Origin of the sequence: Streptomyces griseoviridis, assembly GCF_005222485.1 — a bacterium.
GTDB classification, from domain to species: Bacteria; Actinomycetota; Actinomycetes; order Streptomycetales; family Streptomycetaceae; genus Streptomyces; species Streptomyces hintoniae.
Genome location: NZ_CP029078.1, coordinates 7716894 through 7740437 on the forward strand (window position 1 = coordinate 7716894; position 23544 = coordinate 7740437).

At 73.7% G+C, this 23544-nt stretch carries 24 protein-coding genes and 1 riboswitch; of the genes, 18 read left to right on the top strand and 6 right to left on the bottom strand.

Translation table 11 applies throughout. From position 1 onward, the window contains the following. Nucleotides 1-19: 19 nt before the first annotated feature. Together DDJ31_RS33405 and DDJ31_RS33410 are read left to right on the top strand one after the other, a co-directional pair. Entirely contained in the window at nucleotides 20-646 is a 627-nt protein-coding gene (locus DDJ31_RS33405; protein ID WP_127176676.1) for a helix-turn-helix domain-containing protein, read from the top strand. Then, nucleotides 643-762 carry a DUF6126 family protein gene (locus DDJ31_RS33410; RefSeq protein WP_093833982.1) on the top strand — a complete coding sequence of 40 codons (120 nt, stop codon included), beginning with the start codon at nucleotides 643-645 and terminating at the stop codon, nucleotides 760-762. Before DDJ31_RS33405 ends, DDJ31_RS33410 begins: the two co-directional genes overlap by 4 nt. A 15-nt stretch (nucleotides 763-777) precedes the next feature. Here the strand turns inward: DDJ31_RS33410 and DDJ31_RS33415 are convergent, their stop codons facing one another. Then, nucleotides 778-1575: a tyrosine-protein phosphatase gene (locus tag DDJ31_RS33415; protein ID WP_127176675.1), complete on the bottom strand. Its 798-nt coding sequence runs from the start codon at nucleotides 1573-1575 to the stop codon at nucleotides 778-780. Between the two features lie 565 nt (nucleotides 1576-2140). After that, a riboswitch (cyclic di-AMP (ydaO/yuaA leader) is annotated at nucleotides 2141-2300 on the top strand. Between the two features lie 4 nt (nucleotides 2301-2304). Between DDJ31_RS33415 and DDJ31_RS33420 the strand changes: the two genes are divergently transcribed. Both DDJ31_RS33420 and DDJ31_RS33425 read left to right on the top strand, forming a co-directional pair. Further along, entirely contained in the window at nucleotides 2305-3273 is a 969-nt protein-coding gene (locus DDJ31_RS33420) for a M23 family metallopeptidase (RefSeq protein WP_127176674.1), read from the top strand. Between the two features lie 243 nt (nucleotides 3274-3516). Further along, nucleotides 3517-4302: an SGNH/GDSL hydrolase family protein gene (locus DDJ31_RS33425; RefSeq protein WP_127182485.1), complete on the top strand. Its 786-nt coding sequence runs from the start codon at nucleotides 3517-3519 to the stop codon at nucleotides 4300-4302. Between the two features lie 18 nt (nucleotides 4303-4320). Here the strand turns inward: DDJ31_RS33425 and DDJ31_RS33430 are convergent, their stop codons facing one another. Both DDJ31_RS33430 and DDJ31_RS33435 read right to left on the bottom strand, forming a co-directional pair. Continuing rightward, the gene (locus DDJ31_RS33430) at nucleotides 4321-4926 is read right to left on the bottom strand and encodes a TetR family transcriptional regulator C-terminal domain-containing protein (RefSeq protein ID WP_127176673.1); all 606 of its coding nucleotides are present in this window, start codon (nucleotides 4924-4926) and stop codon (nucleotides 4321-4323) included. A gap of 183 nt (nucleotides 4927-5109) precedes the next feature. Next, entirely contained in the window at nucleotides 5110-6273 is a 1164-nt protein-coding gene (locus tag DDJ31_RS33435) for a Glu/Leu/Phe/Val dehydrogenase dimerization domain-containing protein (protein WP_127182484.1), read from the bottom strand. Nucleotides 6274-6593: 320 nt separating this feature from the next. Between DDJ31_RS33435 and DDJ31_RS33440 the strand changes: the two genes are divergently transcribed. From DDJ31_RS33440 to DDJ31_RS33465, 6 genes are all read left to right on the top strand, one after another. Further along, a complete protein-coding gene (locus DDJ31_RS33440; RefSeq protein ID WP_127176672.1) occupies nucleotides 6594-7826 on the top strand; it encodes an MBL fold metallo-hydrolase in 1233 nt (410 codons plus the stop codon). 384 nt (nucleotides 7827-8210) lie between these two features. Beyond that, nucleotides 8211-10454 (top strand): sensor histidine kinase, encoded by a 2244-nt coding sequence (locus tag DDJ31_RS39495; protein ID WP_240677986.1) that lies wholly within the window; start codon nucleotides 8211-8213, stop codon nucleotides 10452-10454. A 47-nt stretch (nucleotides 10455-10501) separates the two neighbouring features. Next, complete coding sequence (locus DDJ31_RS33450) at nucleotides 10502-10936, top strand: roadblock/LC7 domain-containing protein (RefSeq protein WP_127176671.1); 435 nt, start codon at nucleotides 10502-10504, stop codon at nucleotides 10934-10936. Nucleotides 10937-10938: 2 nt separating this feature from the next. Then, nucleotides 10939-11310, top strand: a complete 372-nt coding sequence (locus tag DDJ31_RS33455; RefSeq protein WP_127176670.1) for a DUF742 domain-containing protein — start codon at nucleotides 10939-10941, stop codon at nucleotides 11308-11310. Next, nucleotides 11288-11887 (top strand): GTP-binding protein, encoded by a 600-nt coding sequence (locus DDJ31_RS33460; RefSeq protein WP_127176669.1) that lies wholly within the window; start codon nucleotides 11288-11290, stop codon nucleotides 11885-11887. Before DDJ31_RS33455 ends, DDJ31_RS33460 begins: the two co-directional genes overlap by 23 nt. A 60-nt stretch (nucleotides 11888-11947) precedes the next feature. After that, nucleotides 11948-12532 carry a GAF domain-containing protein gene (locus DDJ31_RS33465; protein ID WP_127176668.1) on the top strand — a complete coding sequence of 195 codons (585 nt, stop codon included), beginning with the start codon at nucleotides 11948-11950 and terminating at the stop codon, nucleotides 12530-12532. A gap of 234 nt (nucleotides 12533-12766) precedes the next feature. On the opposite strand, the gene DDJ31_RS33470 is transcribed toward DDJ31_RS33465, so the two are convergent. From DDJ31_RS33470 to DDJ31_RS33480, 3 genes are all read right to left on the bottom strand, one after another. Continuing rightward, nucleotides 12767-13552 carry a GPP34 family phosphoprotein gene (locus DDJ31_RS33470; protein WP_127176667.1) on the bottom strand — a complete coding sequence of 262 codons (786 nt, stop codon included), beginning with the start codon at nucleotides 13550-13552 and terminating at the stop codon, nucleotides 12767-12769. A 13-nt stretch (nucleotides 13553-13565) separates the two neighbouring features. Continuing rightward, the gene (locus tag DDJ31_RS33475) at nucleotides 13566-14855 is read right to left on the bottom strand and encodes a YbfB/YjiJ family MFS transporter (protein WP_171480937.1); all 1290 of its coding nucleotides are present in this window, start codon (nucleotides 14853-14855) and stop codon (nucleotides 13566-13568) included. Nucleotides 14856-14965: 110 nt separating this feature from the next. Further along, nucleotides 14966-15292: a muconolactone Delta-isomerase family protein gene (locus DDJ31_RS33480; RefSeq protein ID WP_127176666.1), complete on the bottom strand. Its 327-nt coding sequence runs from the start codon at nucleotides 15290-15292 to the stop codon at nucleotides 14966-14968. Between the two features lie 144 nt (nucleotides 15293-15436). Between DDJ31_RS33480 and DDJ31_RS33485 the strand changes: the two genes are divergently transcribed. From DDJ31_RS33485 to DDJ31_RS33520, 8 genes are all read left to right on the top strand, one after another. After that, nucleotides 15437-16390: a LysR family transcriptional regulator gene (locus tag DDJ31_RS33485; protein WP_127176665.1), complete on the top strand. Its 954-nt coding sequence runs from the start codon at nucleotides 15437-15439 to the stop codon at nucleotides 16388-16390. Nucleotides 16391-16576: 186 nt separating this feature from the next. Then, the gene (gene tdh, locus DDJ31_RS33490) at nucleotides 16577-17605 is read left to right on the top strand and encodes an L-threonine 3-dehydrogenase (RefSeq protein ID WP_127176664.1); all 1029 of its coding nucleotides are present in this window, start codon (nucleotides 16577-16579) and stop codon (nucleotides 17603-17605) included. A 19-nt stretch (nucleotides 17606-17624) separates the two neighbouring features. Beyond that, on the top strand, nucleotides 17625-18917 hold the full coding sequence (locus DDJ31_RS33495; RefSeq protein ID WP_253302971.1) for a glycine C-acetyltransferase: 1293 nt from the start codon (nucleotides 17625-17627) through the stop codon (nucleotides 18915-18917). A 45-nt stretch (nucleotides 18918-18962) separates the two neighbouring features. After that, on the top strand, nucleotides 18963-19862 hold the full coding sequence (locus DDJ31_RS33500; protein WP_127176663.1) for a LysR family transcriptional regulator: 900 nt from the start codon (nucleotides 18963-18965) through the stop codon (nucleotides 19860-19862). Nucleotides 19863-19966: 104 nt separating this feature from the next. Beyond that, the gene (locus DDJ31_RS33505) at nucleotides 19967-20536 is read left to right on the top strand and encodes a helix-turn-helix domain-containing protein (protein ID WP_127182482.1); all 570 of its coding nucleotides are present in this window, start codon (nucleotides 19967-19969) and stop codon (nucleotides 20534-20536) included. Continuing rightward, nucleotides 20533-21069, top strand: a complete 537-nt coding sequence (locus DDJ31_RS33510; RefSeq protein WP_164784845.1) for a GNAT family N-acetyltransferase — start codon at nucleotides 20533-20535, stop codon at nucleotides 21067-21069. The genes DDJ31_RS33505 and DDJ31_RS33510 overlap by 4 nt, the downstream gene beginning before the upstream one ends. A 30-nt stretch (nucleotides 21070-21099) precedes the next feature. Then, entirely contained in the window at nucleotides 21100-21459 is a 360-nt protein-coding gene (locus DDJ31_RS33515; RefSeq protein ID WP_164784844.1) for an MmcQ/YjbR family DNA-binding protein, read from the top strand. Nucleotides 21460-22136: 677 nt separating this feature from the next. Continuing rightward, complete coding sequence (locus DDJ31_RS33520; protein WP_127182481.1) at nucleotides 22137-23492, top strand: MFS transporter; 1356 nt, start codon at nucleotides 22137-22139, stop codon at nucleotides 23490-23492. The last annotated feature ends 52 nt before the right edge of the window (nucleotides 23493-23544 follow it).

The following is a 23544-nucleotide window of genomic DNA, read 5'->3' on the forward strand; positions in this document are numbered from 1 at the left end:
CTGGGGCTGAATAGAGGGCATGAACGCCCCCGAGACCGACCCGGCGGGCGGGCCGGACGGTGAGGTCCTGCCCGTCGTCGCGCCGCACCTGCGCGAGCTGCGGCGCCGTGCCTCCCTGACCCTGGAGGCGGCGGCGCGCACCGCGGGCCTCTCACCGGCCCACCTCTCCCGGCTGGAGACCGGGCAGCGGCAACCGTCACTGCCGATGCTGCTCGCCCTGGCCCGCATCTACGGTACGACGGTCTCCGAGGTGCTCGGCGAGACATCCGCCGACCGGGACGCCATCGTACGGGCCGCCGACATGGAGCCGACCGCCGCGGGCGGCTGGACCTACTGGCAGGCCGGAGCCCCGGGGCGCGGCATGCAGGCGCTGCGCGTCCACGTGCCGCACGGCGCCCAGGGCGACATCGTCCGCGTCCACCCGGGCGAGGAGTGGCTGTACGTCCTCAGCGGTCGGCTCAGGCTCCGCCTCGGGGACTCCGCGCATCTGCTCGCGGCCGGGGACAGCGCGCACTTCGACTCGCTGACCCCGCACCGCATCGCCGCCCAGGACCCCGCCGGGGTCGAGCTGCTGTTCGTCCACACTCTGCTCCAGAGCCCCACGGCCACGCTGTGCCTGGGTCCCACCACCGGAGGTATGCCATGACCGACATGGAGGAGAAGTTCCCCCGCGCCCTGTGGGTACGGCTGATCATCTACATCGCCGTGGGCCATCTGTTCGCGGCCTTCATCTACCTGCTGTTCGAGGTGGGCGCCAAGTAGCGGCCGGCGGGGCGGTCAGTCGAGCAGCCGCTCGCGCAGCCGCTCCCGCGACCCCGCCGTGAGGCCGAGGCCGCGCTCCAGGTAGGTGTCGACGTCGCCCCAGGTCTCCTCGATCGTCTCGAAGGCCGCCGTCAGGTACTCCGCGCGGGCGTCGAAGAGGGGACTGAGCAGCTCCATCACCTCCGGCGTGTAGGCGGACTCGGCGCTGCCGCTGCGCCGCACCTTGTAGCGGCGGTGCTTCGCGTTCGACTCCAGGTAGTCGCGGACGATCGCCTCGCGCTCCACCCCGAGGGCGAGCAGCGTCACGGCTATGGACAGGCCCGCGCGGTCCTTGCCCGCCGCGCAGTGCATCAGCGCGGGCACGCTGTCGTCGGCGAGCGAGCGCAGTACGCGCGCGTGCTCCTCAGTGCGGTCCCTGATGATCGAGCGGTACGAGGCGATCATGCGCTGCGCGCCCTTGCCTTCGCCCAGGATCAGGCGAAGCTGCGCCAGGTCGCCGTCGCGGACCATCCGCCAGAACTCGGCGCCGTCGGCCGGGTCGGAGAGCGGCAGGTTCACGTTGCGCACGCCGGGCAGCTCGACGTCCGGGCCTTCGAGGCGCTGGTCGGCCTCGTTGCGGAAGTCGAAGACGGTGTGCAGGCCGAGGCTCGCGAGGAAGGCCGTGTCCTCGGCCGTCGCGTGCGCGAGGTGGCCGCTGCGGTACAGCACGCCGTGCCGCACCCGCCGGCCGTCCGTGGTGGGCAGTCCGCCCACGTCACGGAAGTTCCGTACCTGGGACAGCTCGGGCTCGGTCGACGGGATCTGCTGCGTCAAGGGGGCTCCCTCCCACTCGGCTCCGCCGGCGCGGCTCGATGGAATGGCCGGCGGGCCGATCCCGACGATACGACATACATACCGGCGTGCCATGAGTTGTCCGCAGGCGGTGCTCCACCGCCCGCCGTCGCTCGATGACGGCGTCGAGTGATCGCGTCTGTCGGGACATCGGGGCAACCTGCGGGGGCCCGGTGCCGGAGAGCCCGGCGCGAAGATCGCCCGGCTCTGTCGTATCTGAACCTTCTGTCCGCATTGCTCGTCTGGTTTGCGCTTCGGTCGGTTTCCTCACAACTCGCTCTGGAATGTGAGGGAGTGGAGAAGTGTCACGTGAGGAGCGTCATATTCGTGACCGTGCGTGGCTCATCATGTCCACGTAATTCGTGGGGTCCTCGCGGGAGTTAGGAAAAGAAGCGGCGGAATTTCTGCACACAGGGTCACGGTGAATTCAGGTAAAGGATCAAGGGAAACGGGACAGCGGGGAACCACGGCTTGTCCGTTCGCGTCTTCGTCGCTTACGTTCGCCACCAATCCGGACGGACGCCTAATCCTGCCGCCGACCGGAATCCCGGACCATTCACCCGTACTCGGCAGGAGCGGGGGACCCACAGGTACAACCGCCTGTTCCGGTCTCCGGAACGGCTCGGGGTAAAGCCGCGTCGCACGACGCGGCCGGGCATCTCCAGTCCGCACCCGACAGCTCACCTCGCAGGCGCCGGAGAGGAATTCGTCATGCCCGCGAAGGGTAAGCACCGCCGTCCGAAGGCCCTGCGCCTCACTCGTTCGATAGCCGTCGCCGGAACGGGTGGCGCCGCTCTCGCCCTCCCGCTCATGGGAGCCGCAGGCGCCCACGCCGCGACTCCGCAGTCCGTTTCCCAGTCGGTCTCCGAAAAGGCCGTCGCCTCCGCTCCGGCCGCCGGTGCGAAGTCGGCGACCGCGGAGAAGTCGTCCGCCACCACCCGGACCTATTCCGTGCGGGTCGGTGACTATCTCTCGAAGATCGCCGACGAGCAGAAGGTCAGCGGCGGCTGGCAGCGGCTCTACTCCGACAACCGGCAGGCGGTGGGCGGCGATCCGTCGCTGATCCACCCGGGACTCAAGCTCACGATCGGCGCGAAGGCGGCGACGACGGCCGACCAGTCGTCGAACAAGTCGTCGGACGCGCCGTCCTCCGCCGGTTCCTCGGACGCGGCGGGCTCGACGGGCTCCACCGGTTCGACCGGTTCCTCCAGTGCGTCGACCGCGCAGTCCTCCTCGGGCTCCTCGGACTCATCCGCCGCCACCGTTTCCACCGGCTTCACCCTCCCGGTCTCCGGTGCCTCCGTCGGCACCAGCTACCGCGCCTCCGGTTCCATGTGGTCGAGCGGCTACCACACCGGCGTCGACTTCGTGGTGCCGACCGGCACCGCCCTGAAGGCCGTGGGCGCGGGCAGCGTCGTCTCCGCCGGCTGGGGCGGCGCGTACGGCAACCAGGTCGTCATCCAGCTCGCCGACGGCCGCTACGCCCAGTACGCGCACCTCTCGCAGCTCTCCGTGTCGACGGGCCAGAGCGTGACCGCCGGACAGCAGATCGGCCTCTCCGGTGCCACCGGCAACGTGACCGGGCCGCACCTGCACTTCGAGATCCGCACCACGCCCGACTACGGCTCCGACGTGGACCCGCTCGCCTACCTCCGGGCCAAGGGCGTCACCGTCGGCTGACCCCGCCCCCCGTACGCGCCGAAGGCCGGACCCCGATCCCCGGGTCCGGCCTTCGGTGCGTGTGCCGCCATACGACGATTGCCGCCTCAACAGCCCTGCCCCACCTGTTATTCCTGGCTTGGGCAACACTTTAGGCGTGGCTTATCTCACCGTTCGTCAACCCTTTCCTACGGTCGCGTAGGACACATTCGAAGGTGTTCCATGGCGGGCGTGACAGACGATTCGAGGAGTGACGGCAGAACAGTGATCGGGTCGTACGTCGCGGTGGGGGACAGCTTCACCGAAGGCGTCGGCGATCCCGGCCCCGACGGAGCCTTCGTCGGCTGGGCGGACCGGTTCGCGGTCCTGCTCGCCGACCGGCGCCCCGAGGGCGATTTCACGTACGCGAACCTCGCCGTGCGAGGCAAGCTGCTCGACCAGGTGGTCGAGGACCAGCTTCCCAAGGCCGTCGAACTGGCCCCGGACCTGGTCTCCTTCTGCGCGGGCGGCAACGACATCATCCGGCCGGGCACCGACCCCGACGAGGTCGCGGAGCGGTTCGAGCGGGCCGTCGTCCGGCTCACCGAGGTGTGCGGCACCGTCATGGTGACCACCGGCTTCGACACCAGGGACGTCCCCGTGCTCAAGCGTCTGCGCGGGAAGATCGCCACCTACAACGGGCATGTGCGGGCCATCGCCGACCGGTACGGGTGCCCGGTGCTCGACCTGTGGTCGCTGCGGACCGTCCAGGACCGCCGCGCCTGGGACTCCGACCGGCTGCACCTGTCGGCCGACGGCCACACCCGGGTCGCGCTGCGGGCCGGACAGGTGCTCGGCCTCGACGTACCGGCCGACCCCGACCAGGCGTGGCCGCCGCTGCCGCCGCGCGGGACCCTCTCGGTCCGACGCGACGACGTGCACTGGGCCCGCGAGTACCTGGTGCCGTGGATCGGACGGCGGCTGCGGGGCGAGTCGTCGGGGGACCATGTGACGGCCAAGGGCGCGCTCTCCCCGGACGACATCAAGAGCCGGATCGCCCCGGTGGCCTGAGTGGCGGGGGCGTTCGGTTCACCCCTGCGCGGGCGGCTGCTCCAGTTCGCGGGTGAGGGCCGCGTCCGCCCAGCGCTGCGCCTGGGCGCGGGAGATCCCGCCCGGGTACGACGTCAGCTGCACGGCGAGGCCGTCGAGGAACGCGGTCAGCCGCAGCGCGGTGGCGGACGGGTCGGGACAGCGGAACTCGCCCGCCCGCACGCCCTCCTCGATCACCTCCGTGATGGCCGCCTTCCACCGCCGGTCCAGGTCCCGGGTCACCCGCTGGAGGGCCGGGTCGCGCAACGACGCCGCCCAGCCTTCGATCCACAGGCGCCAGCCCTTGGCCTGGCCGGTCGGCGCGTACCAGCGCACCGCGGAGCGCAGCCGGCGCAGCGCCGTCGTACGGCGGCCGAGCAGCGTGCGCAGATGGACCAGGTCGTCCTCGGCCGCGTGCGCGAACGCCGCCGCGACCAGGCGTTCCTTCGTGGAGAAGTGATAGAGCACCAGCGCGTTGCTCACACCGAGCGCCGAGGCGACGTCGGCGATCCGTACCGCCGCCACACCCCGCGCCTCGATCTGCTCGACGGCGGCCCGCAGCAACTCCGTACGCCGTTCCGCCACGCTCAACCGCACCCGTGCCACGCGGTCAGAGTATGCCGTTGTCGAATGCCGGGGCCGTGCGAGGTCGGTTCCCGGCCACCCTCCACCGACCGGACCCGGACCGGGACCGGCACCCGCGTCGACACCGGCCGCCGTCCGTCCTCGTCGGCCGCTGTCCTCCCGTGCCCGTGCCCGCGTCCGTGTCCCTGTCTGCGCCGGGTGTCCTCACCGGTACCAGCCGAAACGTTCCGCTATCACCGGCAACCGGTCCGCGACGAGGGCGTGGGCCGCGGCGCGCGGGGTGGTGCCGTCCGTCTCGGCGCGGGTCAGGGTCCGGTCGACCAGGGTCCGCATCGCGCGGCGGGTGTACGCGAACGCCTGCTCCGCGTCCGGGCCGATGTCGCCGAACAGGGTCCACCACCACCAGGCGTTGGTGCCGGAGTTGACCACCACGTCGGGCAGCACCGTCACCCCGCGCGCGGCCAGCGCCTCCTCCGCCTCCGGCAGCACGGGCATGTTGGCCGCCTCCACGATCCAGCGGGCCGTGACCGCCTCCTGGTTCGCCGCGTCGATCGCGTACGACACCGCGGCCGGAACCAGCACCTCCGCCTCGGCCGAGAGCCAGGCGTCGCCGGGCAGTTCGGCGTCGGAGGGGCGCAGCGCCGCCCGGTCGACGGTGCCGTACGCGTCGCGCGCCGCGAGCAGCGCCTCGACGTCCAGGCCGTCCGGGTTGGCGATCGTCCCCTTCACATCGGCGACGGCGACCACGGCGAGCCCGGCGCGGGAGAGGAAGCGGGCCGTCGCCCCGCCCATCGTGCCGAGCCCCTGCACCGCGACCCGGGCCTCCCGGTACGGCAGCTGGGCCCGGTCGAGGGCGGCGAGCGCCGACTCGGCGACCCCGCAGCCCCCGACCAGTTCGTCGAGGCCGATGCCGTCCACCTCGACGGCGAAGGCGTCCGCGAGCCGCCGTCGGGCGGCCGTCTCGTCGTCCAGGAGCGGGTACACGGCCTGGATCGACGAGACGAGTCCGGCCTCGGCCGCCGCGCGGTCCACCAGGTCCTGGGTGAGCCCGAGGTCCTCGCCCGTGGTCCAGACGTTCTCGACGGTCGGCCGCACGGCCCGCAGGAACCGCACCAGGACGCCGTACGCGGCGGGGTCGCGCGGGTCGCAGTCGATGCCGCCCTTCGCGCCGCCGAGCGGGATGTAGCGGCCCTGCGGGTCGTAGTGCAGCGCCTCCTTCATGGTCATGCCGCGGGCGAGCCCGATCACCTCGTCCAGGGTGCAGCCCGCCCGCATCCGCAGCCCGCCGCTGGCCACCCCGCGCACCAGCCGGTCGACGACCAGGAACCCCTGGCGGCCCGTGACGTGGTCGGTCCAGGTGATCGACATCAGGGGAGCGGGCGCGCAGGCGCTCGCGGAGGGCGTCGAAGGGGCGGTCACGGGGGCTCCTCGCTCGCGGTGGGCGGGGGGACCGGCCGACCGACGGTTACTGAATCGTCGGTCAGTATCAGAAGAGGGATCGCCCGCTGTCAACGGCGGTGGGCGCTCCCCGCGGGGCGGGCGCCCGTACGCGGGGCGTTCGACCGTCGTCACGCTCCGCCGTATCTTTGGGCTTTCCTTGGAAACCGCCCTGACAGCACCCGGCCGCCGGGTGGTGTCAGCGGGGGCGACCATAATGGAATGCCTCACCGACTCTCCATGGAGGTACCGTGTCCGGTTTCCGTTCCCTGAGCTCCGGGCTCAGCTCGCTGCAGCCCGCGGCCTTCGGCGCGGACCCGAGCGGCGAGCGGATGGCCCGCATCCGCAGATCACCGCACTTCAAGGACGGTGTCTTCCAGAACCCCGGAGGCACCGCGCGGACCCGGCCCTCCGGTTCGGCCAAGAGCCTGGCCAAGGTCTACATCGACAAGGAGACCCGGGCCCGCCGCGCACCCCAGGGCACCGTGCCGGTGCACGCCACCACGCTCGCCGACATCGCCGCGCCGCCCGCCGACGGGCTGCGGCTGACCTGGATGGGCCACTCCAGCGTGCTCGCCGAGATCGACGGGCAGCGGGTGCTGTTCGACCCGGTGTGGGGCGAGCGCTGCTCGCCGTTCCCGTTCGCCGGGCCCAAGCGGCTGCACCCGGTCCCGCTGCCGCTGGCCGCGCTCGGCCCGGTCGACGTCGTCGTGATCTCGCACGATCACTACGACCACCTCGACATGCCCACGATCAAGGCGCTGGCCGGCACGGACACGCTGTTCGCGGTCCCGCTCGGGGTCGGCGCCCACCTGGAGCACTGGGGTGTCTCCGCCGACCGGCTGCGCGAGCTGGACTGGCACGAGGCGACCCGGGTCGGCGACCTCACCCTGACCGCCACCCCGGCCCGGCACTTCTGCGGCCGCGGCCTGCGCAACACCCAGCACACCCTGTGGGCGTCCTGGGCCGTGGCCGGGCCCGAGCACCGGGTGTACCACAGCGGTGACACCGGGTACTTCGAGGGCTTCAAGGACATCGGCGCCGCGCACGGCCCGTTCGACGCGACGATGATCCAGATCGGCGCGTACAGCGACTTCTGGCCCGACATCCACATGACGCCCGAGGAGGGCATGCGGGCCCACCTGGACCTCCAGGGCGGCGAGCCGCGCGGTGTGATGCTGCCGATCCACTGGGGCACCTTCAACCTGGCCCCGCACCCGTGGGCCGAGCCCGGCGAGGGCACCCTCGCGGCGGCCCGCGCCACCGGCTCGCGCGTCGCGCTGCCCCACCCGGGCCAGCCCTTCGAGCCCACCTCCGAGACGGTCCCCGCCGACCCGTGGTGGCGCGGCGTCGCCCTGGCCCCCGCGGGCGGCTGGCCGGAGTCGGGCGCCGGGACGCCCGACGCGCTGACGGACACGGTGAGTGACGTCCAGGGGAAGAATTCCACGGGCACCGGAGAGCCCGAAACGGTCCAGGCGGGCTGACGACCGGACAGAAAACGGCAACCGGCGAGCGCCGGGTGAGGGCCGGGGAGCAGTCGCTCCCCGGCCCTCACGCATGTCCACAGACCGCTTCTGAGCAGCTCTGATCGATCCGATGCCGGAACCATCCGCTCGCGCGTCCGAAGTATCGATCGGCCGTACGACAGCTCATACCAGAGGGGGATGCTCGCGGGGGGAGTTTGCGAACTGCCCCGCGCGCCCGATCTGTTCGCAACTACTGTGAGTGCTCGTCGAGCGGGGGAAGGGCTTGACGTCGACGCGGCGACGCGTCGACCGGCCCGCGACCGCTCGACGACATCGCGATGGCACACACCCGGCCGCGCCCCACGCGCGTCCGGGCACCGACGGACCAGTTCGAGGAAACCGATGGCTCACCTCCGTGCACCGGCCCCCCGCGCAGACCGCCGCGACGGCGGGCGGCACGGGCGGCCGGTCGCCCGCACCGCGCCCGCGCTCCCCGAGGCCCACATACGTTCGCACCTGCGCAGGCTCGCCGTACTGCCGCCCACCGCGGTCGCCCTCAGCGCCTGCGCCGCCGTCCTGTTCACCGTCCGCTCCACCGGGGCGCACCTCGGGCCCACCCTGTGGGGCGTCCTCGCGGGCGCCTTCTCCGTGGCCCTCGCCGGCATCCTGATCGCCGCCGTGGCCGCCGACCGCGCCGCCCGTTTCCTCAGCGACCGCGTGCTCGCTCTGCGCCGGGGCAGCGCACGCGGCGAGGCCGACCTGCGCGCCCTGGTCGCGTCGCTGCGGCGCGGCGAGACCCCGCCCGCCCGCGCCCCCCGCGGCGGCCCGCCCGCCGACGCCGACGACTTCGACCTCCTCGCCTGCGACCTCGCCCGCGCGCACGACGGCGCCCTCACCGCCGTCGTCCAGGCCGCGCAGCTCTCCAGCCAGGCGGGCGACGAACAGAAACTGGAGGTATTCCTCAACCTCGCCAGGCGGCTCCAGTCGCTGGTGCACCGGGAGATCTCGGCCCTCGACGAACTGGAGAGCTCGATCGAGGACCCCGACCTCCTCAAGGGTCTCTTCCACGTCGACCACCTGGCCACCCGCATCCGCCGCCACGCCGAGAACCTCGCCGTGCTCGGCGGCGCCGTCTCCCGGCGGCAGTGGAGCAACCCCGTCCCCATGACCGAGGTGCTGCGCTCCGCCATCGCCGAGGTCGAGCAGTACAGCAGGGTCAGGCTGGTCCCCCCGGTCGCCGGCACCCTGCGCGGGCACGCTGTCGCCGACGTCATCCATCTGCTGGCCGAACTGGTCGAGAACGCCACGGTGTTCTCCGCCCCGCACACCGAGGTCCTGCTCCGCACCAACCTCGTCACCTCCGGACTCGCCGTCGAGGTCGAGGACCGGGGGCTCGGCATGCCCCTCGCCGAGCAGCGGAGGATGAACGCCCTGCTCGCCGACCCCGACCAGGTCAACGTCGGCCGGCTGCTCGCCGACGGGCGCATCGGCCTGTTCGTCGTCTCCCAACTGGCCCGCAGACACGGCATCGACGTCCGTCTCCAGAGCAACATCTACGGCGGCGTGCAGGCCGTGCTCGTCGTGCCGCAGGAACTGCTGGGCGCGGAACCGGGAGTGGGCACGGCGACGGCGGCCACGGCCTTCGGGCTCGGGACGGTCGTGGGGGCGGGGGCCGCCATGGCGCCGGGGGTGCGGGCGGGCGCGGGGGCGGAGGCTGGCATCGGCTTGGCGCCGGGCGCGGGCGCTGGCATGGCGCCGGGCGTGGGGGTCGGCTTGGCACCGGGCGCGGGCGCCGGTGTGAACGACGGCGCCGAGGCCGCGAGGTACCTGGTGGATGCCGGCGGTGCCAGGGCCGGGAACCACCGGGCGGACACCGTCCGGGAGGAGATCCCGGGCCATCCGGGTCACCCGGGCCACCCGGGCCACCAGGGCCACCAGGGCCACCAGGGCGACCCGGGTCACCTGGTGCACGCCGTCCACGCCGGACCCGTCCAGTCCGGACCCGTCCACGCCGGAACCGTCCCGGGCAGAGCTGACCAGGCCGAAGCCGCTCCGGCCGGGCCCGTCCAGGCCGGGCCCGTCCCGGCGGGCGCCGCTCCCGCGCACCGGCCGCCCCCGGCTCCCGCCGACCCCTCCGCCGTCGGCCCCCTCCCCGTCCGCGGCGCCCGTCAGGAGCGGGCCAACCCCGCCGAAGCCGTCCCCGGTGTCGGGCCCGATCACCGGCGGCTGCTCGCCGAGCGGCCCGTGGAACCCCTCACCCCCCGGGTCGGTGAAGCGCGCGGCACCCTGGACAAGCCGCAGCTGCCCCGGCGCCGCGCCCAGGAGCACCTGGTGCCCGAACTGCGCGGCGGGCCGCTGCCCCGCCCGTCCGACGAACCGCCCGTGGACCACGACCCGGGACTGATGGCCGCCTTCCGGCGCGGCGTCGGTCTCGCGGAGGCCAGGCAGCACCTGGAGGGCGACCGCCAGGACCCCGGCATCCTGCGGATGGAGTCCGCGTACACCGGCCCCGTCCACATGGACCGGGAGTCGCTGCTCGCCGGACACGCGCCGCTCGAGGTCCGGCCCGCCGACCCCGCCCGCCGCCACCCCGATCCGGCCCACGCCGGGAACGTCCCGCTCCCCGGGACGCCCCCCGCCGGATGACCACCCCAGCTCCCGCAGACCTTCGTACCCCAAGGAGACGATTCACCATGGCGAGCGATGCGCCGACCAGCCAGGTATCCGATCTCGACTGGCTGATGAGCGGCCTCGTGCAGCGCGTGCCCCACACCAACAGTGCGGTACTCCTCTCCTGCGACGGCCTCGTGAAGTCGGTCCACGGCCTCGACGCCGACAGCGCCGACCACATGGCGGCGCTGGCCTCGGGCCTCTACTCCCTCGGCCGCAGCGCCGGGGCCAGGTTCGGCGACAACGGCGACGTCCGCCAGGTCGTCGTCGAACTCGCCTCGACCCTGCTGTTCGTGACCACGGCCGGCTCCGGCACCTGTCTCGCCGTCCTCGCCGACCGGGAGGCCGACGCGGCCGTCCTCGGCTACGAGATGTCGATGCTGGTCAAGAGCGTCCGCCCGTACCTCACCACCGCGCCCCGCCGGCACGCCGTCGAACCACCGGCGATGAGGCCTTGAGCGTGGCGGCGGCCGGTGACGGGCCCTGGCTCGACGAGGCGGCCGGCCGGCTGGTGCGGCCCTTCACGGTCAGCAACGGCCGCACCCGGCCGACCATCGCCCTCGACCTCCTGTCGCAGGTGATGGTCACCGGAGCCACCCCCCTCGGCCATCTCGGCCCCGAGTACGCGCTGGCGCTCGACCTCTGCCGCGCGCCCGTCCCGGTCGCCGAGGTCGCCGCCCATCTGAAGCTGCCGGCGGCGGTCACCAAGGTGCTGCTGTCGGACCTCGTCGACTGCGGGGCGCTGACCACCAAGCCCCCCGTGTTCCACGACAACCCCACCGACCGGGCCCTTCTGGAGGCAGTGCTCGATGGACTACGACGACAGCTCTGACCCGTTCCCCACCGCGCTGAAGATCCTCGTCGCGGGCGGGTTCGGGGTGGGCAAGACGACCTTCGTCGGCGCGGTGAGCGAGATCGCGCCCCTCAGCACGGAGGAGCTCCTCACCACGGTCAGCGCCGCGACCGACCGGCTCGACGGGATCGAGAACAAGGTCGAGACGACGGTGGCCATGGACTTCGGCCGCATCACCCTCGACCCGCGACACGTCCTGTACCTCTTCGGCACACCCGGGCAGGAACGGTTCTGGTTCATGTGGGACGAGCTCTCCGAGGGCGCGCTCGGAGCGGTCGTCCTCGCCGACACCCGCCGGCTCCAGGAGTGCTTCGCCGCCATCGACTTCTTCGAACAGCGCGGTGTCGGCTTCATCGTCGCGATCAACGAGTTCGACGGCGCCCACCGCTACGACCCCGACGAGGTCCGCGCCGCCATGGACCTCGCCCCGGAGATCCCGGTGGTCCGCTGCGACGCCCGGATCTCCAGCTCGGGGGTCCAGACCCTGCTCACCCTCGTCCAGCACCTGATCGCCCACGCCCCGGCGCCCGCGCCGAGCCACGGCGTCCCCAGGTGAACCCCGCCCACCGCCAGGGAGCCAGGACATGAACCGCGTCCACCGCGACGGAGCCCGCCCATGACGTACGACCCGGCGTCGGGTCCGGCAGGCCGGCTGCTGCTCACCCCCGAGGACAAGGAGGCCCCGGCCAGGACTCGGCGGCTGCGCGGCCTCGGGCTCGGCGAGCGCCCCGACCCGTCCCTCGACGTGTACGCGGACCAGCTCGCGGAGCTGACCAGGGCGCCCTACGCCATGGTCAACTTCATCGACGACCGTGGCCAGTTCCTCGCGGGACTGCACATCCCGCCCCGGCCGCCCGCCGCCCCGGACGGCGACCGGGCCGCACCGGGCGCCTGCCGCAGGCTCGGCCGCGACCACGGGTTCTGCCCGCATGTGGTGGTCCGCGGCAGGGCGCTGGTCCTGGAGGACGTGCGCGACTACCCGCGCTTCGCCTGCAACCCGGTCGTCGACGGCTACGGCATCCGCTCCTACCTGGGCGCGCCCCTCATAGAGAGCACCGGCATGGTCCTGGGCACGGTGTCCGTCGCGGACGTACGGCCGAGGCCCTGGGGCAAGCCGGGTCTCGCGGCCATCAAGAAGTCGGCGGCGGAACTCGTCGCCAGACTGGAACACCGGGAGGAGGCACGGAGGCAGCAGCGGTGACGCCCGCCGTGCCGGGGCCAGAGACGGAGGGCCGACGCTCTCGATGCCCGTCCCACCGGAGCCGGGCGGAGTCGCCCGCCGTGCCGGGGCCGCATACGGAGGGCCCGCGCTCTCGACGCCCGTCCCACCGGAGCCGGGCGGAGTCGCCCGCCGTGCCGGGGCCGCATACGGAGGGGCCTCGCTCTCGATGCCCGTGCCACCGGAGCCGGGTGGAGACGCCTGCCGTGCCGGTCCCTACAGGCCGCGCCACACGTTCTCGTACGCCGCGTCCTCGACGGCCCGACGGCGCCGCACCCCCTCCAGCTCGGTCACCGCGCTGCCGACGGCCGCCAGCACCCGGTCGACCGGATCGTCCGGCTCCTCGGCGCCGGTCCCGTTCCCGTTCTCCGTCCCGGTCCCCTCCTCGGCCGCGGTCCCGGTCCTGGTCCCGGTCCCGTTCTCCGGCTCTGTTCCGGTCCCCAGCTCCACCGACTCTCCCGAGCCGCCGACCTCGCCCGTTCCCTCCGCCTCGTCCGTCGCCTCCGCGCCTTCCGTCCCCCTGGTCCCGTCCTCGGCCGGTGGCTCGTCGCGGATCCCGACCTCCACTGTCAGCGCCACCAGCACCCGCTCGCCGTCCGCGAGGCGCCGCTCGGCCCGCGACCGTTCCGGCGAGTCGACGAGCGCCGCCCTCCGGCCGCCCAACGAGATCCGGTGGTCCCGCTTCCGGGCGATCAGCCCGTCCCGCTCGAACTCCACGACGTAGGCCGACGAGAGACCGCGGCCCCGGCGCCACAGCCAGTCCTCGACCGTCTCGTACGGCTCCTGCCGCAGCAGCGCCCGCGCCGCCTCCGCCAGCAGCCGGTCAGCGGGCACGGTCTCCGCGCCGGGCACGATCAGATCGTCGTCCAGAGTGAGCGCGCCGGCCTCGGCGAGGTCGAGCAGTTCGGCGCCCGCCAGCGCGAGCGACAGATCGCCGGTCTCCACCGGACGGTCCTGCTCCCCGCCCATGGCGACGATCACGAGGTCCCTGGCGGTGTTCATGAGCGCCTCCACGTCAGCCGGCCGGGTGCGGGGCGACGGTGTCGGGACCGTCGTCCGGCGTCGGTTCCGGTCGCCGTCCGCCGTCCGTGTGCCGGGTGTCTTCCTGATGTCGTACTACGAGCATGTGGTGCGGGAAACCGATCCGCAGCACGGCCGCGGCCGACGCCGCCACCAGCACCACCCCCGCCGCCAGCAGCAGCGCGCCCCGGTAGCCGTGCTGGAGCAGCGGGGCCACCGCCAGCGGCCCGACGATCTGGCCGACGCTGTACCCGGCCGTCAACAGCGCGACCGAGCGGGGAAACCGCAGGTGGGCGCCTGTCTCCAGGGCGAGTGTGCTGATCCCGATGAAGGTGCCGCCGAACAGCACCGCCGAGACCAGCGCGGCGGCCGTGCCCCCGACGAGCGCGGGCAGCGCGATCCCCACCGCCTGCACCAGCAGCGCCGCGAGCAGCAGATCGGGCCGTGACCAGCGCCGCCCGAGCCACGCCCACACCGCCGCCGACGGCACGGCCGCGAGCCCGACGAGCACCCACGCGCCGTTGCCCACCCAGCCGGGGGAGTCCTGGCCGATCGCCGCCACCAGGAACGTCCCGGCGACGATGTAGCCGACGCCCTCCAGGCTGTAGGAGACCAACAGCGTCCCGAACCAGCGGTGGGTGCGGGGGCGGGGCCGCGCACGGACGGCCGCCGGCGCCTCGGGTGCGGCTTCCGGGCGCAGGTTCCAGGCCGCGCCGGCGAGGACGGCGGTGAGCGCGGCCGACGCCCACCACGCGGCCCGCCAGTCCGCGACCGACCGCAGGGCCAGCACCAGCAGACCGGACAGGGCGATCCCGGTACCGACCCCGCCGAACGCCGAGCCCGGCAGATGCGGAGGACGTTCGCGCAGGTGGTGCAGGACGGAACTGACGGCGACGACGAAGACCAGGGCGCTCGCCGCCCCGGCGACGAGGCGCAGCACCAGCCACCCGCCGACACCGTGGGTGAGGGGCATCGCGGCGAGGGTCGCCGTCAGCACCAGCAGCGAGCCGCGCAGCACGGCACGCGAGCGGACCAGGGCGGGAGCGAGGATGCCCGCGAGGGCTCCGACGAGGTAGCCGACGTAGTTGGCGGTCGCGAGATCCGCCCCCGCGGCGGCCGAAAGACCCGCCTGGGCGTGCATCAGCGGCAGGATCGCCGTGTAGACGAACCGGCCGACCCCCATCCCCGCCGCGAGCGCGGCCGCGGCCCGTAGGACATGGGGCCAGGGGGAGGGGACGGGGGTGGGTGAGTCGGGTGAGTCGGGTGACGGTATCGGGGTGCTCATGGGGGAGAGGCTCGGATTCCGTAGGAGGGGGGAGGGAGTGGGGGAGGGGAGGTGGGAGCAGGGGGCGTGGTGCGCGGGGCGTGCGGGGCGCCGGGTGGGCGTGCGCCGGGTCACGCGCCGGCGCGCTTCGCGTTCTCCGGGTGGGCCTCTTCGGGGTGCGGGTCATTGGGGTGGGAGGTGAGCGGGGTGACCTCGAAGGTCATCCAGTCGTGCAGCGGCAGGGTGCCGAGCACCTCCGCGTACAGCTCCTCCTCGTCGGCCGCCCGCCACAGGCCGACGCTGGCCGGCTCGCCCACCGGGCGCCACAGCCGTCCCAGACGCCCCGACGCGGCCAGTTCGGCCGCGCGGACCGCCTCGGCGGCCCGCCGTCGGTCGGCCTCCTCCTCGGAGACACCCTCCGGGACGGTCGTGGTGATCCGGACCAGGAACTCGCGCATGGCCTCTCCCGATGCTTCCGTGGGACGTCCCGACCCGTGCGAGGCCGGACGTCGCCGCCTCCCCTCATCGTGCCCCGGCCCCGGCGTCCCCGCCACGACCGGCTTCCTAGCTGCTGGGAGGCTCCGCCTACCAGGCGCCGTAGCATGGCGGGCGTGGAGCTGCGTCAGTTGCGATACTTCGTCGCGGTCGCCGATGAGCTGAACTTCGGGCGGGCCGCCGAGCGGCTGCTCATCGCCGGGCCGTCCCTCTCCCAGCAGATCAAGGTGCTCGAACGGGACCTGGGCGTCCGGTTGTTCGACCGCGACCGCCGTTCCGTCTCCCTGACCCCTGCGGGCGCCGCGCTCCTCCCGCACACCCGCGCGCTCCTCGACCGCGCCGACGACCTGCGCCGCAGGGCCCGGCGCCTGTCGGGTTCCGAACCGGTGCGGCTCGGTTACGTCAACTGGCTCCCGCCCGACCTGACCACCCGCGCCGCGGCCGTGGCCGAACTGCACGTCGACGCCTGGGTGGCGCCGTCCCACACCCAGGCCGCCCGGGTGGCCGCGGGCAGCCTCGACCTGTCGGTCTGCTGGGCGACCGGCGCCGACCTGCGGCGGCTCGGGCTGCGCTCCCGGCTCGTCGGCGCCGACCGCGTCCACGCCGTCGACATCGCCGTCGACGGCGGCTCCGACACCGACGGCCGCTCCCGCGCCGTGGCGGCCCGCGACACCGTCGTCCTCCTCGACGACGACGCGACCTCGTGGTCGTCGTGGAACGTGTACGGAGCGGATCTGGCCGCGTCGACCGGGGCCCGCGCGGTGCGGATCGGCGACGGCGGTGTGACCGGGCCCGCGTTCTTCGACCACGTGCGCCGACTGCGCTGTCCGGTCGTCAACTGCCCCAAGGGACAGACCAGTCCGCTCCCGCCCGACCTGGTCCGCCGTCCGATCCTGCCGCCCGAGGTGTACTGGACCTGGTCGCTCGTCTGGCGCGAGGCGGAGGAGCGGGCCGGTGTCCTCGGCGTCGTCGACGCGCTCTGCGACGGGGTCGGCGACCTCGGCGTGCACGCGCCGCAGGCGTGGCTGCCCGCCGACGACCCGTACGCGCTTCCGGGCTGACCACCGCGTCACGCGGTACCGGCCGTCTCCTGACGGGTCTGAAGTCGATCTACGACGGCGCTTAAGAAATCCTCGATGGACCTGGGGCGCCCGATACGGAAGATTGCACTGCGATTCCACCCCCCTCCCCGGTCGCGGGCCGCCTCGGCGTGCCCGCAGCGGGGTCTCACGCACGGGAGCCGCACAGTGAAGGCGCTGGTCAAGGAGAAGGCGGAGCCAGGGCTCCGGCTCGCGGACGTGCCGGAGCCCGCCGTCGGGACCGGTGACGTCCTGATCAAGGTGCTGCGGACCGGCATCTGCGGCACCGACCTGCACATCCGGGCCTGGGACGGCTGGGCGCAGCAGGCGATCCGCACCCCGCTCGTGGTCGGACACGAGTTCGTCGGCGAGGTCGTGGAGACCGGCCGGGACGTCACCGACGTCACCGTCGGCGACCTGGTCAGCGGCGAGGGCCACCTGGTCTGCGGCAAGTGCCGCAACTGCCTCGCCGGGCGCCGCCACCTGTGCCGGGCCACCGTCGGGCTCGGCGTCGGCCGCGACGGCGCGTTCGCCGAGTACGTCGCGCTGCCCGCGTCCAACGTGTGGGTGCACCGCGTCCCGGTGGACCTCGACGTGGCCGCGATCTTCGACCCGTTCGGCAACGCCGTGCACACCGCGCTCTCCTTCCCGCTGGTCGGCGAGGACGTCCTGATCACCGGCGCGGGACCGATCGGCCTGATGGCGGCGGCCGTCGCCCGGCACGCGGGCGCCCGCAACGTCGTCGTCACCGACGTCAGCGAGGAGCGCCTCGACCTCGCCCGCAAGATCGGCGCGAGCCTCACCCTGAACGTCTCCGACGCGACGATCGCCGACGGGCAGCGGGAGTTGGGGCTGCGCGAGGGCTTCGACATCGGCCTGGAGATGTCCGGACGGCCCGAGGCGCTGCGCGACATGATCGCCAACATGACGCACGGCGGCCGGATCGCCATGCTCGGCCTGCCCGCCGAGGAGTTCCCCGTCGACTGGGCGCGGATCGTCACGTCGATGATCACCCTCAAGGGCATCTACGGCCGCGAGATGTTCGAGACCTGGTACGCGATGTCCGTCCTGCTCGAGGGCGGCCTCGACCTCGCCCCGGTGATCACCGGGCGCTACGCACACGGTGACTACGAGGCGGCCTTCGCCGACGCGGCGAGCGGTCGCGGCGGCAAGGTCATCCTCGACTGGACCCTCTGACGAGACCCAAGGACTGATGATGTTCGACTCCGTGCGCGACGACCTGCGCGCCACCCTCGACGAGATCCGCGCCGCCGGCCTGCACAAGCCGGAGCGCGTGATCGGCACCCCGCAGTCGGCGACCGTCGCCGTCACCGCGGGGGGCCGGCCGGGCGAGGTCCTCAACTTCTGCGCCAACAACTACCTCGGCCTCGCCGACCACCCCGACGTCGTGGCCGCCGCCCACCAGGCCCTGGACCGCTGGGGCTACGGCATGGCCTCGGTCCGCTTCATCTGCGGCACCCAGGAGGTCCACAAGGAGCTGGAGTCGCGGCTCTCTGGCTTCCTCGGGCAGGAGGACACGATCCTCTACTCCTCCTGCTTCGACGCCAACGGCGGTGTCTTCGAGACCCTCCTCGGCCCCGAGGACGCGGTGATCTCCGACGCCCTCAACCACGCGTCGATCATCGACGGCATCCGCCTCTCCAAGGCCCGCCGCTTCCGCTACGTCAACCGCGACATGGCCGACCTGGAACGGCAGTTGAAGGAGGCGGCGGGCGCCAGGCGCAGGCTGATCGTCACCGACGGCGTCTTCTCCATGGACGGCTATGTGGCGCCGCTCGGCGAGATCTGCGACCTCGCCGACCGCTACGACGCGATGGTCATGGTCGACGACTCGCACGCCGTCGGCTTCGTCGGACCCGGCGGCCGCGGCACCCCCGAGCTGCACGGCGTCATGGACCGCGTCGACATCATCACCGGCACCCTCGGCAAGGCGCTCGGCGGCGCCTCGGGCGGCTATGTCGCCGCCCGCGCGGAGATCGTCGCCCTGCTGCGCCAGCGCTCCCGCCCCTACCTGTTCTCCAACACGCTCGCCCCGGTCATCGCGGCGGCCTCCCTCACCGTCCTCGACCTGTTGGAGTCCGCGGACGACCTGCGGGTCCGACTCGCCGAGAACACCGCGCTGTTCCGCCGCCGGATGACCGAGGAGGGCTTCGAGATCCTCCCCGGCGACCACGCCATCGCGCCCGTCATGATCGGCGACGCGTCGAAGGCGGGCAGGCTGGCCGAACTGCTCCTGGAGCGGGGCGTGTACGTGATCGGCTTCTCCTACCCGGTCGTCCCGCAGGGGCAGGCCCGGATCCGCGTCCAGCTGTCCGCGGCCCACTCCACGGACGACGTCGACCGCGCGGTCGACGCGTTCGTCGCGGCACGGGCCGAACTGGAGAGGGAGACGCGGCACGCGTCCCTGACGGGCGCGGGAGGCGCGGCGGGGGCGGCCGGCGGCGGCGAGGCCACCGGCGGCGGTGTGCGGGCGGAGCTGGACGGCTGACAGGCCCGGGACCGAGCAGCCCGGACATATTGCAATAATCGGCGCATGATCGAAGCGCGGCGGCTCCACATCCTCCGTGCGGTGGCTGACCACCGCACGGTCACCGCGGCAGCCGCCGCGCTTTACCTCACGCCCTCGGCCGTCTCCCAGCAGCTGACGGCCCTGGAGCAGGAGACCGGCCACCGCCTGGTGGAACGCGGCGCCAAGGGCGTACGGCTGACCCCGGCGGGCGAGATCCTGCTCGGGCACACCCACGCGGTCCTCGCCCAGCTGGAACGGGCCGAGGCGGAGCTGGCCGCCTACTCGTCCGGCGAGGCGGGCACGGTCACCGTCGCCTCCTTCGCGACCGGCATCGCCCAGGTCGTCGCGCCCGCCCTGATCCGCCTCGCCCGCTCCGCGCCCGGCATCCGCGTCCGGGTCAAGGACGCGGAGGGCGACGCCAGCCTGCCGATGGTCCTCGACCGGCTCGTCGACGTCGCGGTCGCCGTCGAGTACCGGGGCGCGCCGCCCGCCGACGACCCGCGCCTCACGCCGTTCCCGCTGTACGCCGAGCCGTTCGACGCGGTCGTGCCGGTCGACCACCGGCTCGCCGGAGCCGCCGAGGTGCCCCTCGCCGAACTGGCCAAGGACGCGTGGATCGGCCCGTACCCCGGCAACCCGTGCCACGACGTGGTCGTCCTGGCCTGCGAGAGCGCGGGGTTCCAGCCGCGCCTCGCACACTCGTCGGACGACTTCCGCGCCGTCGTCGCGCTCGCGTCCGCCGGGGCGGGCGTCGCCCTGGTCCCGCGCTCGGCGCTGCGCGGCATGGACCTCACCGGGGTGGTCGTGCGCCCGGTCGACGGGGTGGCGCCCACCCGGCGGGTCTTCGCGGCGGTCAGACGGGGAGCGGAGGGGCATCCGCTGATCAGGCCGGTGCTCGACGCGCTGGCGGAGGCGGGCCGCTGAGCCCCTCGTGCAGGCCGTCCCGGATCTGGGATACTCTCCCAGATATGAACAGTGAGGCGATCGGTGACGTCGACGCGGCCGAGGGCGTGGACGATGTCGGGGACATGACCGAAGGGCCCGACTCCGTCGACGCGCGGCTCGGTGCGAGGCTGGCCGAGCTGCGGGCCGAACGGGGCTGGTCGCTGGGGGAGTTGGCGGACCGCAGCGGCGTCAGCAGGTCCACCCTGTCCCGCGCCGAACGCGCGGAGACCAGCCCCACCGCCGCCCTCCTCAACCGCCTCTGCCATGTCTACGGCCGGACCATGTCCCAACTGCTCAGCGAGATCGAACCCGCGCCCGCCCTGCTCGTCCGCGCCCCCGACCAGCGGATCTGGCGGGACCGGACGGCCGGATTCGTGCGCAGATCCGTCTCCCCTCCGCACCCAGGACTCCGCGGCGAACTCGTCGAGGGCCGCCTCGCGGCAGGCGCCGACCTCGCGTACGACCGTCCGCCCGTGCCGGGACTCGAACAGCACATCTGGGTCCTGGAGGGCACGCTCGACGTGACGGCACAGGACACCGAGCACCACCTCGGCACCGGCGACTGCCTACGGCTGCGGGTGTGGGGACCGACCCGGTTCCGGTGCGCGGGCCCCGACGACGTGCGGTACGTCCTCGCGGTGGTGCTGCCGTGAGGGTGCGACGCGTCGGGAGCGCCGCACTGCACGCGCGCGTGGACGCGTTGGCGGAGCTGCTGGTGGACACCGTCGAGGGCGGCGCGTCCATCGGGTTCCTCGCGCCCCTCGACCGGCAGGCGGCGCTCGCCTGGTGGCGGGAGCGGGCCGAAGGGGTGGCCGCGGGACGGCTCGCGGTGTGGGTCGCGGAGGACGACGGGAACCGGGTGCTCGGCACGGTCGGGCTCGACTTCCCCGACAAGCCCAACAGCAGGCACCGCGCCGAGCTGGTCAAGCTGATGGTGCACCGCGACGCCCGGGGCCGCGGCCTCGGCCGCACCCTGCTGGCCGCGGCGGAGGAGTCGGCCGCGTCGACCGGCGTCACGCTCCTGCACCTGGACACCGAGACCGACAGCCCGGCGGAACGTTTCTACGACGCCGCGGGCTGGACCCGGATCGGCGCCATCCCCGACTACGCGGCGGCGCCCCACGGCGTGCTGCGACCGACGTCGATCTACTACAAGCGCGTCGGATCCACCCCTCCCACCTGCTGACTGTCAGTGGCAGCCGCTACCGTGCGGGGCATGCCGGATGCCGAAGATGTACGCCGTATCGCCCTCTCCCTGCCGGACACTACGGAGAAGATCGCCTGGAGCATGCCCACGTTCCGAGTGGCGGGGAAGATGTTCGTCACCCTCCCCGAGGAGGAGACCTCCATCGCCGTGCGCTGCCCCAAGGAGGAGCGCGACGAACTGGTCCTGGCCGAGCCGGGGAAGTTCTGGATCGCCGACCACGAGGCGCAGTTCGCGTGGGTGCGGGCCCGGATCGCCGCGCTGGACGGCGAGGACGAACTGCGGGACATCCTGGCCGACTCCTGGCGCCAGGCGGCCCCGCAGCGACTCCTCGACAGCTACCCCGAGTTGGGGCTTCCGGTCGCCGAGTGAAACCCCCTCGGCCGTTGTCAGTGGCGCGTGGCATGATCCGAAGGCGAGGTGAGGAGCCGGGGCGGGGGTCCCGGCGATCACCTGACGACGCGTGAGCGGTGCAGGAGCCGGGTCGGGGGCGGAACAGAGGTCGGGGCGGAGGCGTGCGCATGGGGATGCGGCGGGGGGACGAGGAGCGGTCCGACGACGGCCGAGAGGCCGGGGGCGGCTGGGAGGCCGGGGACGGCCGGGAGGCCGGGGATGACGGGATGGGGGGCGGGGGCAGGGGCGCGGGTTCAGGCGTGGGCTCAGCGGGCAGCGGTGCCGGCGGGGGCTCCCGCGGGCGCTCCCTGAGCGCAGAGTCGCAGGACGGGGGCTCCGAGGGCGGAGGGCCCCGGGGTGGAGGACCCCAGGACGGGGGCTCCGAGGGCGGAGGGTCGCAGGACGGGGGCTCCGAGGGCGGAGGGCCCCGGGGTGGAGGACCCCAGGACGGGGGCTCCGAGGGCGGAGGGTCGCAGGACGGGGGCGCCGAGGGCGGAGGGCCCCGGGGTGGAGGACCCCAGGACGGGGGCGCCGAGGGCGGCGAGCCGCAGGGCGGCAGTGGCTCGGAGGGCGGAGGGCCCATGGGCGGGGGCGCCGAGAGCGCGGGCGGGAAGGCCGCGGAGCCGCCTGAACCCCTCTTGCCCTCCGCGTCGACCATGGTGCCTGGGCCGCCGCCGGCCCTCTCGCCCACGTTCTCGCCACCCTCTCCCTCACCGCCCCCGGTCTGGTCACGGGACTTCGGGCTGTTCTTCGTCGCGCGGGCCGTCGCGCGGCTCGGTGACGCCATCCTGCCCGTGGCCCTCGCCGCCGGACTGCTCCAGCACGGGTACGGCGCCGGAGCCGTCGGCCTCGCGATGGCGGCGACGGCCGCCGCCTTCGCCGGGCTCGTCGTGTTCGGCGGGGTGATCGCCGACCGCTTCGACACCAGGAAGCTGATGATCGGCTCCGACCTGGTGCGCCTGGGCACGCAGTCCGTGCTCGCGGTCCTCTTCTTCACCGACCACGTGGTCCTCTGGGAGGTCTGCGCGATCGGCTTCGCCAACGGCGTGGCGGGCGCCGTGTTCCAGCCGGGTGTGGCCAGCACGGTTCCCCGGCTCGCCACCGACATCCAGGGCGCCAACGGCGCCATCCGGATAGCCGAGTCCGCCGCCCAACTCGTGGGCCCCGCCCTCGCGGGCGTCCTGGTCGGCCTCTCCTCACCGGGCGGTGTCTTCGTGGCGCACGCCGCCACCTACGCCGTCAGCGCCCTGTGCCTGCTGCTGCTCCGGCTGCCGCCCGCTCCCGTCCGGGTGTCGACGGGCAGGGCCGGTGCGGTGTTCAAGGCCGATCTGGTCGAAGGATGGCGGGAGTTCAGGGCCAGGACCTGGCTCTGGGGCGTGATAGCCGTCTGGTGCCTGTACATGATCGCCGTGTGGGGGCCGACGGTCCCGCTGGTGGCGACGGAGGTGGTGCAGCGGCACGGCGCCGGGGCCTACGGTCTGATCAACTCCGCGCTCGGCGCGGGCACGGTCGTCGGCGGCTTCCTCGCCCTGCGGCTGCGACCGCGCAGGATGCTGCGGGCGGGTGCGGCCTCTCTGTTCCTCTTCGCGGGGTTCCCAGCGACTGTCGGCGCGGGTCTTGGCGTCCCGGCGATGGCGGCGGGCGCGGCCGTCGCGGGGGCGGGCATGTCGTTCTGGGGGGTCATGTGGGCGACCAGCGTGCAGACGCAGGTGGCGCCCGACGTCCTCAACCGCATCCACGCGTACGACGTGGCGGGCTCCCTCGCGATGATGCCGGTCGGCCAGGCCCTCGCGGGCCCGGCCGCCCTGGCCCTCGGCGCCGACCACGTCCTGCTCGGCGCGGGCGTCATGAGCCTGATCGTGCCGGTGGCGCTGCTGTCGGTACCCGCGATACGTGACCTGGTCCGGGTGGACGGCACGAAGGTACGGGGCCCGGAGGAGATACCTGCGCGGGCCGAGCGGGCCGAGCGGGCCGAGCGGGTGAGGTGCGGGGAGGGCGAGCGAGCACCGTGAACGGGCGGTGCCCGGGGCCTCCGGGCTCCCAGGAGGGCCGTAGCTCATCGGG